Source organism: Celeribacter baekdonensis B30, assembly GCF_000299875.1.
In the GTDB taxonomy this organism is placed as follows: Bacteria; Pseudomonadota; Alphaproteobacteria; order Rhodobacterales; family Rhodobacteraceae; genus Celeribacter; species Celeribacter baekdonensis_A.
This window is the reverse complement of the sequence record NZ_AMRK01000002.1, coordinates 285301-297787: the sequence shown is the minus strand read 5'-3', so window position 1 is coordinate 297787 and position 12487 is coordinate 285301. Positions and strand designations below refer to the sequence as shown.

The following is a 12487-nucleotide window of genomic DNA, read 5'->3' as shown; positions in this document are numbered from 1 at the left end:
TTATGTGCCTTTTGTCCCGCCAAAGAGGATCTTTTGCGCGGCCTTGTCATGGGCGGTGTCTGTGCGCCGTTCGGCCCCAAGGGCACGGCCACGTTGAACGGCAGGACGCGCCGCGATCCGGGCAAGCCAGCGGGCAAGATGGGGTTTGTCGTCCAAGGTTTGCTCCTGGCCTTCCCATAGCGAGGCCCAAGGCCAAATCGCCATATCCGCGATGGAATAAAAATCGCCTGCGACGAATTCTTCTTCGGCCAAACGCCGATCCAAAACGCCATAGAGCCGCGCGACCTCGTTGCGGTAGCGGTCCTTGGCATAGGGCAAATCGTGCGGCGGCTCCATTTTGGGCGCGTATTTGAGGAAATGATGCGCCTGTCCCGCCATCGGGCCAAGCCCGCCCATTTGCCACATCAACCATTGATCCACGGCGACTTGGTCGCGTTCGCCACCACCATAAAAGTGACCGCATTTGCGTGCCAGATATTGCAGGATCGCCCCGGATTCAAAAATCGAAATCGGTCGACCGCTTGGCCCCTCGGGGTCATAAATCGCGGGCATCCGATTGTTGGGGGCGTGTTTCAAAAACGCGGGATCAAATTGCTCGCCCGCGCCGATGTTGATGAATTTGACCTCATAAGGCAGGTCCATTTCCTCAAGCGCGATAGAGATTTTCCAGCCATTCGGCGTTGGCCAATAGAAGAGCGTGATGGGAGTGTCGATCATGAAAACGGTTCCGTGCGGTCATCAAAGGAAAGAGGGTGGGAAGGATGGCCTCAGGATGACGCTTTGCGCGAAAAGGACAAGAGCGAAGCTGTGCGACGGCCCCGGAAAAGACGCGAATAGCGTGGGGCAGGGGCGTCAGGCATCAGATGTTTCAACAATCCGATGGGAAGCTGTTCGGGATGACGCAGCGCCGTGCGGTACAGATCAAACACCCCGTCGCGCAGATAAGGCGACCAATGGCACACGCGTTTGTCCGCTTCGGGGATCATATAGCCCAATTGCGCCAAACAGGCCCGCGTCCTGGCATCGTCAATCTGAAGATCGCACCAGCCGCGCAACTCTTGGCCAAGCCCGGACCCCAATGTGCGTGACGCGCCATGATCGGGGGCCAGGGCCAGTTCGGCCATCAGATCAAACAGATCATTTTCGCGTGAGGTGACATTGATCACCTCGGCGCTGCGCCCGGCGGCGCTGTCCATGGCAAAAAGCGCGGTGCTACGAAACTCGGCAGCGGCCAAAAGAATCACCCGTCCCACAGACCCCTCAGACAGATGCGGCAGCGCCGACAGGGCCACCCGCGCGCCCAGCGAGTGGCCGATCACCTGCACCGGGCGCTTGATGGTCCAAATCAACCGCGCCAAGGCCTCACCCGCGAGACGGGCCTGTGCGTAGGCCTGCCAAATCGTGCCGCGCGCCTCCCAACCCAGGGCGATGCACAGGCCTTCGTCCGCCTCCCCGCGGCCAAATCCAAGGCCGCGTGGCCAACTGAGTGCCTTTGGGCAATGGGAGCCGGGATCCAGTGACAGGATATGATCATGCGGGTCATGTTGGGGCACATGGGGCGAAAATTTATAGCCGTGGATGCAAATCACCACCGGCGCCTGCGCGGGGGTTGCCGCCAAGGCGCGCTCTAAGGCGTCCTTGGTCCGGGACGCGGGGAAAGGACCGTCGACATTGAGTTGCATGAGGGGCATGGACGCCGCTCCCCTGGGTTCGATATGCGCCGAGAACTGCACATAGTCTGCGTGGGGTTTGTCACGATGCTGCGACATCGGAGTGAATCTTTGTTAACGGTGCCGCACGCAGTTGACAGAGTGTCGCAGGGTTTGTACCCCACCAGATGTGGCGATTTGTTCTCCGGATTGCGGGCCACAGGGGTGCTCTTAACTACGGGTACGTCGAAAATATTCCGCTAAAGAGGTCAGGACGAGACGCTGGGTTGGATGACCCGCCGCGCCCCCGCTCTTGATCGAGAGGGGGCTTTTTTGTTGGCGGAAAGGAACCGTGAAATGAGCAACGCGAAGAGCAATACCAAGAACACCACGGGGTGGAAAACCCGCACGAAACTCGTGCATGAAGGCATTCGGCGCAGCCAATATGGCGAAGTGTCCGAGGCCCTTTTTCTAACCCAAGGCTTTGTCTATGATACGGCTGAGGCGGCGGAAGAACGGTTTGTGTCGCTGGGCGAGGATGAATTTATCTACGCCCGCTACGGCAACCCCACCACCCGCATGTTCGAAGATCGCATGGCCTCTTTGGAAGGCTATGAGGACGCGTTTGCCTGTGCCTCTGGCATGGCCGCTGTCAATGGCGCGTTGATGGCTTTGCTCAAAGCCGGGGATCATGTCGTGTCGTCGCGGGCGCTCTTTGGCTCCTGTCTCTATATTCTCGAAGAGGTTCTGGGCCGCTTTGGTGTGGAGATCACCTTGGTCGATGGCACCGATCTGGACGCGTGGCGCGCAGCCATTCGCCCCGACACGGCGCTGGTCTTCCTTGAAAGTATTTCCAATCCGACTTTGGAGGTGATCGACCTCAAAGCCGTGTGCGATCTGGCCCATGCGGTCGATGCCAAAGTCGTGGTCGACAACGCCATGTGCACGCCGATCTTCTCCTATGCCGCGGAGGCGGGCGCGGATCTGTCGGTCTATTCCACCACCAAACATGTGGACGGGCAGGGACGGTGTTTGGGCGGGATGATTTGCGGTTCACGCGATCTGATCCGGGGGCCGATTGAGGCCTATCTCAAACACACTGGCGGCGCGATGAGCCCGTTCCATGCCTGGGTTCAACTCAAGTCGATGGAAACGCTCGACCTTCGCGTGCGGCAACAGGCGACGACGGCTTTGGCCGTGGCCGACGCGCTTGATGGGCACCCGGCGCTGAATGCTGTGCGTTATCCAACCCACAAAGCCCACCCGCAATATGATCTGGCCAAGTCGCAAGCGGAGGCGGGCGGCACCGTGTTGACGATTGACGTCAAGGGCGGCAAGGAAGCTTGCTTTAAGTTTCTGAATGCCTTGGAGATTTTCACCATCTCCAACAATTTCGCGGATGCCAAATCCATCGTCACCCACCCGGCGACCACCACGCACCAACGCCTGCCGCAAGAGCAGAAAGACACGTTGGGCATCACGCCCGGCATGGTCCGCGTGTCGCTTGGGCTTGAAGACCCTGATGATTTGATCGCTGATCTGCGTGCGGCCTTGGATACGTTGTGATCTGGTGGGGTTTCTCCCACGTATCTGTTGGTAACGAGCGCAAGACGCCCTATATCAACCGAAACAGCCTTTTGGGGGAGTGCCCATGAACATGTACCCAAGCGATCTTGAGACCTCATCGGAGCGGGCCAAAGCCGAGGCGGCTTTGGCCGTTTTGCGTGACTGGGCGACCCGCGCCACGCCGACCGAGGTGGCCGAACTTGACCCGGCGATTTCGCGGCTTTTGCCGGAGGCGGATGATTTCGCCAATTACCCGGCGCTGCGGCGCGCCTACCCTGAGGATTTCGAGGCCTCGGAGGCCTATCGCGACACGCTGCCTGATTTGCAAAACGGACCTGAAAGCCTGATCAAAGGCGCGAAACGTCAGATTCAGCATGTCGGGATTTCGAATTTTCGCCTGCCGATCCGGTTTCACACGCGTGACAGCCATGACGCGGGGGGCGATCTGACACTTGAGACCTCGGTCACCGGCACGGTCAGTTTGGATGCGGAGAAAAAGGGCATCAACATGTCCCGGATCATGCGCTCCTTTTACAAACATTCCGAGCGCACGTTTTCCTTTGACGTGATCCAAGCCGCGCTGCGCGATTACAAAGCCGATCTCAACAGTTTCGATGCGCGCATTCAGATGCGGTTTTCCTTCCCGGTCAAACGCGCCTCGCTGCGCTCTGGGCTGAGCGGGTATCAGTATTACGACATCGCTTTGGAACTGGTGGAGACCAAAGGGAAAATAACAGAAATCATGCATTTGGACTATGTGTATAGCTCCACCTGCCCCTGTTCTCTTGAACTTTCCGAACATGCGCGCCGCACCCGGCACCAATTGGCCACACCACATTCACAACGCTCCGTGGCGCGGATTTCGGTCGAGGTGCGCGACCAGACGGACACCCTTTGGTTTGAAGACCTGATTGATCTGTGCCGTGCGGCTGTGCCGACCGAGACGCAGGTCATGGTCAAACGCGAAGACGAACAGGCCTTTGCCGAACTCAACGCCGCCAATCCGATTTTCGTAGAAGATGCGGCGCGGCTGTTTGCGCAAAATCTCGAACATGACCACCGGATCGGCGATTTTCGCATCATTGCCTCGCATCAGGAAAGCCTGCATTCCCATGATGCGGTGTCGGTTCTGACCGAGGGCGACACGTTCGCGGCGCAAAGTATTGATCCGAAACTCTTTGCCACACTTTTTCACGTTGGATGATCGTTACGCTGCGCGTTCTTGACATGCGCACTTTGGCCAGCCAAGCCTTGCCGCTATGACGGATCTGCGGCCTGTAGGATATGTAGTCGGAACGCTCGTGGCCCTTTTGGGGCTGACGATGGTGATCCCGTTGTTGGTCGATCTGGCCTATGGCAATGCCGAATGGGGCGTGTTTTTGGAGGCGGGCGTGGTCACCACCGTGGCGGGCGTGTCCATGGCTTTGGCTTGTGCCAATGGCAAATCCGAAGGCCTCTCCATTCAACAAATGTTCCTTTTGACCACGCTGATCTGGCTCATCTTGCCGATCTTCGGTGGCATCCCCTTTATGCTCGGCGCGACCGAGGCCGGGTTTACGGACGCGTTTTTTGAGGCGATGTCGGGGATGACCACCACCGGCTCCACGGTGTTCTCCGGTCTGGACGATCTGCCTGAGGGGCTGTTGCTCTGGCGGTCGATGTTGCAATGGTTCGGCGGCATCGGGATCATCGTCGTCGCCATGGTGTTCCTGCCCGAACTCAAAGTCGGCGGGATGCAGGTGTTTCGCTCCGAAGCCTTTGATACGGATGGCAAAGTCCTGCCCCGCGCCGCCGAAATCGCCTCGCGGATTTCGGTGATTTACGTCTGGCTCACCGTGGCCTGTTTTATCGCCTATCTGGTGGTGGGGATGAGCGGGTTTGACGCGATCAACCACGCGCTGACCACGCTCTCCACCGGCGGGTTCTCAACCCGAGACGCCTCTTTCGGAGCCTTCCAAGGCCCGGCGGAATATGTCTCATCTTTCTTCATGATCCTCGCCAGCTTGCCCTTCGTGCGCTATGTGCAATTGATCGCGGGCAGTGCCAGGCCGTTTTGGCGCGACACCCAAATCCACGCCTATTTGGCGGTGATTTTTGGCCTGACCCTGTGTTTCGCGATCTACCGGCTGATCGTCAACGAGGACCATTTCGAACACTCCTTTCGCGAAGGGATTTTCAACGTCACCTCGATCATTTCTGGCACCGGCTATGCCTCGGTCGATTACCAGCTTTGGGGCGCCTTTCCCGCCGTTGCGTTCTTTTTCATCGGCCTGATCGGTGGTTGCGCGGGATCGACGGCGTGCTCGGTCAAAATCTTTCGCTATCAGCTATTGTTTGCCTCGATGCGGGCGCAAATTCGTAAAATTCACAGCCCAAACGGCGTCTTCACCCCGCGCTACCAAGGCCGCCCGGTGTCTGAGGATGTACTCTCCTCGGTGATGGCGTTTTTCTCATTTTTCATCGTCACATTGGGCATCACGTCGGTACTTTTGGCGGCGACCGGATTGGATCTTGTGACTGCGATTTCGGGCGCGGCCACGGCACTGGCCTGTGTCGGGCCGGGGCTCGGGGACATCATCGGGCCTTCGGGCAACTTCGCCTCGCTCAATGATCCGGCAAAATGGGTCTTGGCCCTTGCCATGTTGGTCGGGCGGCTTGAGGTTATGTCGGTCTTTGCACTGTTTACCATCCGGTTTTGGCGGTCATAATTCCCCCACACAACGCTTGGGAGACCACGCATGTCTGAGACACCGAATACGCCCGACACTGACCCGCATGTGATGAGTTACCATCGTGTGCGCCAAGCGCTTGGCGCTGTTGCGCTTTTGCTGCCATTGAGTTTGATCCTTGGTGGGGTGGGGGTGGAGGGCAGCCTGCGTGACAGCCTGTCCAACTACTTTTTCTCGCCTTTGCGCGAGGTTTTTGTCGGCGCGCTTTGGGCCATTGGCGTGTTCCTGATCTCCTACAAAGGTTACGCGCGGCGCTCAGATGAGCGGTTCTCTGATCTGGTGCTGGCCCGGATCTCGGGCCTCTCCGCCCTGATGGTCTCGGTGTTCCCATCGCTCGAAGATTGTCCTGTGAAGACTGAGAGCTGTGTCGTGCCGGAGCGCACCGTGACCCAAATTCTGGTCCACACCGGACCATCGGCCTGGGTGCATAATATCTCTGCTGTGGTGTTTTTCCTCTGTCTTGTGGTGTTCTGTTTGGTGCAGTTCCCCAAAACCTCTGACCTGGCCCGCCGCCGCATTTACCGCGCCTGTGGCTACGGCATTTTGGCGACGCTGGTGTTGATCACCTCCGCCTTTTTGGCGGGGCGTTTGGGCGGTGAGGCGGCGGCGGAGTTTGTCTCTCGGCACAATCTGATTTTCTGGGGCGAGGCCTTGGGCGTTTGGATTTTCGCTTTGGCGTGGTTGACCAAAGGCAAGGCGGATCAATCCGCGATCCGGTTGATGCGCAAAATCGTCCCCGGTGCCTAAAGCGCGCATAGCTACGCATCCCATAAAAAAGCCCCGCAAAATGTGCGGGGCTTTCGATTTTACGAGGGGGCTGACTTAGTTCCAGCAGCTCACCAAGACCGTCAAATCGCGGCCCACCGTGACCAGTTCGCTATCCGACATATCGCGCGCCGCGTCCGAGGCCGACACGGCGATGCCATTGTTTGAGAGGAAGGTCGCGAGCTTTTCCATGTCATAGGCAAAGGCGACATCACCGGGCAGGGTGCGCGCTTGAGACTCGGAGATGGCGTCTTTGTCCACCAACATGCCGATGACCGCGCCTTGACCGTTCAAAAGCGGCCCGCCCGCTTCGCCCGGCAGCGTGGTCATCGCCAAACGCAACAAATCCTCTTCGCCGTTCAAGCCTTTGTGCTCGGCCATCAGCCCATAGTTCAGGGTCGGCGCGCCGAGGCGGCCCTCATAGGCAAAGCCAGACACAGACACTTCGGACTGAAGCCGAGGCAAGTGGCTGTCGAATTGGGCGACAGAGAGGGGGGCGAGAGGCTCGGTGGGGGTCAAAAGCGCCATACCGCCTTGGGTCGCGGTGACCGTGGCCTCATAGCTGTCGTCCAAGGTGATTTTCGTACACTGCGCCACCAGAGCGGCGGAGGTCAAAACCGCGCCGGAGGCATTGACGTAAAAGCCGCTTCCGGCGGCCTCAGGACGGCGAATCTCAAGCCCAGCCATCAGGTCGATGTCCTGCGTGGCGCCGTTGCCATAGGCATCGGGCAGCACGCCGTCGATCGGGGTGAAAGAGGCTTTCATCGCGGCAAGCGCCATCTCGCGGCGTTGTTCGTCCCCTGCTGGCCAAATCAGGGTCCAGCCTTTGACCGTTCCATTTGCCAACCGCACCTCGGTGTGTGAGACGATGTTGGCATTCATCCCGGTCAGGGTGAAGGATGTGCTGTCGCGGTTGCGTGGGCCATCCATGGGGACGATCTCAAGCGTCTGCATGATCTCATAGAGCCCGCCCAACGTCGCCTCATCGCCGGTTTGCGAGATCAACATGACCTGAACATTGGAACCGTTTTTGGCAGAGTATTTGGCAAAGGGCGGCGTGTAGGCATCAAAGCCCACCATGCCGGTGGGCAGGGTGATGGCAATGCCTGCTACATCGTCGGTGACGGGGGCCAAGGACAGGCTGTCGATCACGGTGTTATAGGCGGCCAAAACCGCACCGCGTTGGCGGGTGGTTAACACGCCGGTGACGTCATAGCCATTGGCGGCCTGCCAGTCGGACATGGCGCGCCGCGTGCCGGGGCCAAAAGCGCCGTCGATGCCGGAATTATACACACCCGCGAATTTCAACGCACGTTGCAACGCCTCGCGTGACGGACGGTCCAGATCGCGTTCGGATTGCCGGGCTTGGGCCGGGGTTTCGTCGATCTCCACCGGGGTCATCGCGGTCTCAACGACCTGTTCGGTCACAGGCGCAGCCGTTTCAGCGGGGGCCGCCGGGGTCAGGGTCGCGACATTGACGCCCACGGGCCAAAACGGTTGTTGAAAGCGGTCGCCTTCGGTCAGATAGCTGTCGCCGGGAATGATGCCTTGGGCGCGCAGGGCGCGGCGGGCGTCTTCGGCCTCCGCCTCGGTCGCGTAGGGGCCCAATGCGATGGCATGCCAGCGGCCCGGAAGGTTAAACCCCACCACATTTGGCAGTTTTGCGGCATAGCCTTGCGCCGCGTCGGTGGCTTGGGTCAGGGTCGGCTGGGCTTCGACCTGAATCCATTGTTGGGCGTTGGCCGCAGTGAAAGACAACGTGGCGGCAAGTCCAAATGGGACTGCGGCGAAAAACCTATGCATAGAAACCCTTACTTGCTGATGACTGGGCTTGGCCCAATTCTTGTAACTTTTCGCAAAGAAACCATGTTTTACAGGAAGGTCAACAAACAACCCGGTGAGATATGACGGAAAAAAGTCAGGTGTGGCAGGCAAATCCGCCTGAATGTGCCAGAATGCAGCCGAGATGCGCGTGTGGGCGCCCCTTTCGATTGACGCCCCGTCGGCTCTTGGCTAGTGAGAAGCCGCGTTTCCCAAGCTCCGAAGGCTGAGAGTGACCCATGTCCGAGATGACCGAAAAACCGCGCTCCTTTCAGGAGATCATCCTACGGCTTCAGGCCTATTGGGCCGCAAAGGGCTGTGCCATTTTGCAACCTTACGACATGGAAGTGGGGGCGGGGACCTTTCACCCGGCCACGACTTTGCGCTCTTTGGGCACAACGCCTTGGGCCGCCGCCTATGTGCAGCCGTCGCGTCGTCCGACCGATGGCCGCTATGGCGAAAACCCGAACCGGTTGCAGCACTATTATCAGTACCAAGTGCTGATCAAACCAAGCCCGCCCGATCTTCAGGACCTCTATCTTGGCTCTTTGAAAGCCATCGGCATCGACACTGATTTGCATGACATTCGCTTTGTCGAGGATGACTGGGAATCTCCCACCCTTGGCGCGTGGGGGCTGGGCTGGGAGGTCTGGTGTGACGGCATGGAAGTGTCGCAGTTCACCTATTTCCAACAGGTCGGCGGCCATGATTGCCGTCCGGTGTCGGGCGAATTGACCTACGGGTTGGAACGTCTGGCGATGTATGTTTTGGGCATTGATCACGTCATGGACATGCCGTTCAATGACCCGCAATCGCCGATTCCGCTCACTTACGGCGACATCTTTAAACAGACCGAAGAAGAATATTCGCGCCACAACTTTGACGCCGCCAACACCGAGATGTTGCTCAAACATTTCGAAGAGGCGGAGGCCGAATGCCATGCTTTGCTGGCGAATGATGCACAGGACCCGAAAACCGGAAAGCGCATCATCATGGTCCACCCGGCTTATGACCAATGCATCAAGGCCTCGCATCTGTTCAACTTGCTCGATGCACGCGGTGTGATCTCGGTCACCGAACGTCAGGCCTATATCGGGCGCGTGCGCACCTTGGCCAAGGCCTGTGCTGATGCCTTCGTGCAAACCACGGCGGGTGGATATGCCCCCGAGGCAGCAGCGCAATGAATGGTAAATTCGTCGCAGGTGGCATCGTGTTAACAGCAATCGTTTTTGGCGCGGGTCTCTATTACTCGCAAATCTACGCCTATTATAAACCGATCGACGCCAATGCCCCCGCCGCCACCGTGCGCCTGACCACGTTTGACGGAGTGACAGAGGATATTTTGGCCGAGAATTTCAACGGCATCGACGCCGACACCTCGCCGATCAAATTCCGCGCTTGTTTCACCACGCCGCTCTCGCTGCCAATGATGACCGAGACCTTCAAACCCTATACCGATGCCGCCCCTTTGGTGGCGCAGAAATGGTTTGACTGTTTTGACGCCGGGCGCATTGGCGCTGACATCGAAGCCGGGACCGCCGTGGCGTTTCTGGGCGAAGAAAACGCCCCCTACGGCATCGACCGTGTGGTCGCCGTTTACCCGGACGGGCGCGGCTATGCCTGGAACCAAATCAACCATTGTGGCGCGGCCGTGTTTGACGGCGATCCCGCGCCTGCGGATTGTCCCCCCGCGCCAGAAGGAAACTGATCCATGCCCGATTTGCTGATCGAACTCTTCTCTGAGGAAATCCCGGCGCGGATGCAAAAGCGCGCTTCTGAGGATTTGAAATCCCTTGTCACCAACGGTCTGGTTGAGGCGGGTCTGACCTATGCCTCTGCCGGTGCGTTCGCCACGCCACGCCGTTTGGCCTTGTCCATTGAGGGGCTGTTGGCCGCCTCGCCGACCACGGTTGAAGAGCGCAAAGGTCCTCGTGTGGATGCGCCGGAAAAGGCGCTTGATGGCTTCCTGCGTGGCGCGGGTGTGACCAAGGATGATTTGGACATCCGCGATGAGAAAAAAGGCCAGGTCTATGTCGCCAAGATCACCAAGCCGGGCCGTCCGGCCGCGGAGATCGTGGCCGAGGTTTTGGAAAACACGATCCGCACTTTCCCGTGGCCCAAATCCATGCGTTGGGGCAATGGCAGCCTGAAATGGGTGCGACCGCTGCACTCTATCGTTTGCATCTTGTCCTCTGAGGAGGGCGCAGACGTCGTGCCGTTGGAGATCGACGGGATCACTGCGGGCAATACCGTTTGGGGTCATCGGTTTATGTCCAAAGGATCGTTCAAGGTGTCGAACTTTGACGGCTATGTCGCAAAACTCAAACAGAATTTCGTGGTCTTGGACCCGGTTGAGCGTGCTGATCATATTTGGCAGGACGCCACCACCCAAGCCTTTGCACAGGGTCTGGAAGTCGTGGACGACAAAGGCCTTTTGGCCGAGGTCGCGGGGCTGATCGAATGGCCGGTGGTGTTGATGGGCGATATTGACGACGCTTTCCTTGGTCTGCCGCCCGAGGTGCTTCAGACTTCGATGAAAGAACACCAAAAATTCTTCTCCGTGCGCAATCCCAAAACCGGTCGGATCGAGAAATTCGTTACTGTGGCCAACCGCGAAACGGCGGACAATGGCGCGACGATTTTGGCGGGCAATCAAAAGGTGCTCTCCGCGCGTCTCTCAGATGCGAAATTCTTTTGGGAAAATGACGTGCGCACGGTGGAGCGCGCCAAAGACAATAAGGGCCTTGAGGCCATGGGCGCGCCCTTGGCCAATGTCACCTTCCACAACAAACTTGGCTCGCAGTCCGAACGCATTGCCCGCATCGCCGCTTTGGCCCGTGAAATCGCGCCCATCGTTGGGGCCGATGCAGATGAAGCGGGATTGGCCGCGAAAGTCGCCAAGGCCGATCTGTCCTCTGAAATGGTCTACGAATTCCCCGAGCTGCAAGGCATCATGGGGCGCTACTACGCCAAAAAAGCCGGGCTGTCTGACGCCATCGCCGACGCCTGCCGCGACCACTACTCGCCGCTTGGCCCCTCAGACGACGTGCCGACCGACCCGGTCTCCGTCGCCGTGGCTTTGGCCGACAAGCTCGACACGCTGACAGGCTTCTGGGCGATTGACGAGAAACCCACGGGATCAAAAGACCCGTTCGCGCTGCGCCGGGCAGCGTTGGGGGTGATCCGCTTGTTGATTACAAACAACGTGCGTCTGAACCTCGACCGTTTTGTCGATGCGCAACTTCTGGAGCACAAGATCGCCGAAGCGGACGAGAATGACGGTATCATCGACACGCTGAAAGAAATTCTCGAAGAGATCGCGGAACATGGCGTGTTCGGCGCAGCGTTCGAGGCGATTGCAGACAAGCTGTCTGAGGCGCAAAAGGATGCAGTGATTTCGGCGGCGGGCACTGTACCCGATACGTCCGAGGATCTGCTCGCGTTCTTCCATGACCGCCTGAAAGTCTTCCTGCGTGACGAAGGCATCCGCCATGATGTGATCGACGCCTGTCTCGCGATGGACGGGGCCGACGACATCACTCTTCTGGTCAAACGCGCCCGCGCGCTCTCGGAAACACTGGCCACCGAAGATGGCAAAAACCTGATCCAAGGCTTCAAACGCGCCAACAACATCCTCACCCAGGCCGAGGAGAAAGATGGCGTCGAATATTCCTTTGGCCCGGACATCAAATTTGCCGAAAACGATGCAGAAAAGGCGTTGTTTGCCGCACTCGACACCGCCGAAGCCGCGATCAAACCCGCGATGGCAGAAGAAGATTTCGCCGCCGCCATGTCCGCCATGGCCGCGATGCGCCCAGCGGTGGATGGGTTTTTTGAGGCGGTTCAGGTCAATGCCGACAATGACATCCTGCGCCGCAATCGCTTGAACCTTTTGGGTCGTATTCGCGACATTTGCCTCTCTGTCGCTGACCTGACCAAGCTAGAGGGCTAAACCCG

Annotated in this window: 10 protein-coding genes; 7 read left to right on the top strand and 3 right to left on the bottom strand. The window is 58.8% G+C overall.

Features of this window, described 5'->3' with window-relative positions; genetic code table 11:
* Together B30_RS04940 and B30_RS04935 are read right to left on the bottom strand one after the other, a co-directional pair.
* A complete protein-coding gene (locus B30_RS04940) occupies positions 1-717 on the bottom strand; it encodes a glutathione S-transferase family protein (RefSeq protein WP_009570919.1) in 717 nt (238 codons plus the stop codon).
* Positions 718-767: 50 nt separating this feature from the next.
* The gene (locus tag B30_RS04935; RefSeq protein WP_157789788.1) at positions 768-1691 is read right to left on the bottom strand and encodes a hypothetical protein; all 924 of its coding nucleotides are present in this window, start codon (positions 1689-1691) and stop codon (positions 768-770) included.
* A gap of 315 nt (positions 1692-2006) precedes the next feature.
* Here B30_RS04935 and metZ point away from each other — a divergent pair, with 315 nt between their 5' ends.
* From metZ to B30_RS04915, 4 genes are all read left to right on the top strand, one after another.
* Complete coding sequence (metZ, locus tag B30_RS04930) at positions 2007-3215, top strand: O-succinylhomoserine sulfhydrylase (RefSeq protein WP_009570917.1); 1209 nt, start codon at positions 2007-2009, stop codon at positions 3213-3215.
* Positions 3216-3300: 85 nt separating this feature from the next.
* Positions 3301-4419 (top strand): GTP cyclohydrolase FolE2, encoded by a 1119-nt coding sequence (gene folE2, locus B30_RS04925; RefSeq protein ID WP_009570916.1) that lies wholly within the window; start codon positions 3301-3303, stop codon positions 4417-4419.
* Positions 4420-4474: 55 nt separating this feature from the next.
* The gene (locus B30_RS04920; protein ID WP_040401875.1) at positions 4475-5923 is read left to right on the top strand and encodes a TrkH family potassium uptake protein; all 1449 of its coding nucleotides are present in this window, start codon (positions 4475-4477) and stop codon (positions 5921-5923) included.
* A 30-nt stretch (positions 5924-5953) separates the two neighbouring features.
* Entirely contained in the window at positions 5954-6691 is a 738-nt protein-coding gene (locus tag B30_RS04915) for a DUF998 domain-containing protein (RefSeq protein ID WP_009570914.1), read from the top strand.
* A gap of 75 nt (positions 6692-6766) precedes the next feature.
* Here the strand turns inward: B30_RS04915 and B30_RS04910 are convergent, their stop codons facing one another.
* The gene (locus B30_RS04910) at positions 6767-8512 is read right to left on the bottom strand and encodes a trypsin-like peptidase domain-containing protein (RefSeq protein WP_009570913.1); all 1746 of its coding nucleotides are present in this window, start codon (positions 8510-8512) and stop codon (positions 6767-6769) included.
* 257 nt (positions 8513-8769) lie between these two features.
* On the opposite strand from B30_RS04910, the gene B30_RS04905 reads away from it, so the two are divergent.
* The 3 genes from B30_RS04905 to glyS are packed head-to-tail and all read left to right on the top strand — an operon-like array spanning position 8770 to position 12482.
* On the top strand, positions 8770-9714 hold the full coding sequence (locus B30_RS04905; RefSeq protein WP_009570912.1) for a glycine--tRNA ligase subunit alpha: 945 nt from the start codon (positions 8770-8772) through the stop codon (positions 9712-9714).
* Complete coding sequence (locus B30_RS04900) at positions 9711-10238, top strand: DUF6446 family protein (protein ID WP_009570911.1); 528 nt, start codon at positions 9711-9713, stop codon at positions 10236-10238. Before B30_RS04905 ends, B30_RS04900 begins: the two co-directional genes overlap by 4 nt.
* Positions 10239-10241: 3 nt before the next feature.
* Positions 10242-12482 (top strand): glycine--tRNA ligase subunit beta, encoded by a 2241-nt coding sequence (glyS, locus tag B30_RS04895; protein ID WP_009570910.1) that lies wholly within the window; start codon positions 10242-10244, stop codon positions 12480-12482.
* Positions 12483-12487: the final 5 nt, after the last annotated feature.

What these genes read in the sequence shown, in the direction of transcription:
- B30_RS04940 (WP_009570919.1), bottom strand. Translation starts at nt 717, where the DNA reads ATGATCGACACTCCCATCACGCTCTTCTATTGGCCAACGCCGAATGGC.
- B30_RS04935 (WP_157789788.1), bottom strand. Translation starts at nt 1,691, where the DNA reads ATGCCCCTCATGCAACTCAATGTCGACGGTCCTTTCCCCGCGTCCCGG.
- metZ (WP_009570917.1), top strand. Translation starts at nt 2,007, where the DNA reads ATGAGCAACGCGAAGAGCAATACCAAGAACACCACGGGGTGGAAAACC.
- folE2 (WP_009570916.1), top strand. Translation starts at nt 3,301, where the DNA reads ATGAACATGTACCCAAGCGATCTTGAGACCTCATCGGAGCGGGCCAAA.
- B30_RS04920 (WP_040401875.1), top strand. Translation starts at nt 4,475, where the DNA reads ATGACGGATCTGCGGCCTGTAGGATATGTAGTCGGAACGCTCGTGGCC.
- B30_RS04915 (WP_009570914.1), top strand. Translation starts at nt 5,954, where the DNA reads ATGTCTGAGACACCGAATACGCCCGACACTGACCCGCATGTGATGAGT.
- B30_RS04910 (WP_009570913.1), bottom strand. Translation starts at nt 8,512, where the DNA reads ATGCATAGGTTTTTCGCCGCAGTCCCATTTGGACTTGCCGCCACGTTG.
- B30_RS04905 (WP_009570912.1), top strand. Translation starts at nt 8,770, where the DNA reads ATGTCCGAGATGACCGAAAAACCGCGCTCCTTTCAGGAGATCATCCTA.
- B30_RS04900 (WP_009570911.1), top strand. Translation starts at nt 9,711, where the DNA reads ATGAATGGTAAATTCGTCGCAGGTGGCATCGTGTTAACAGCAATCGTT.
- glyS (WP_009570910.1), top strand. Translation starts at nt 10,242, where the DNA reads ATGCCCGATTTGCTGATCGAACTCTTCTCTGAGGAAATCCCGGCGCGG.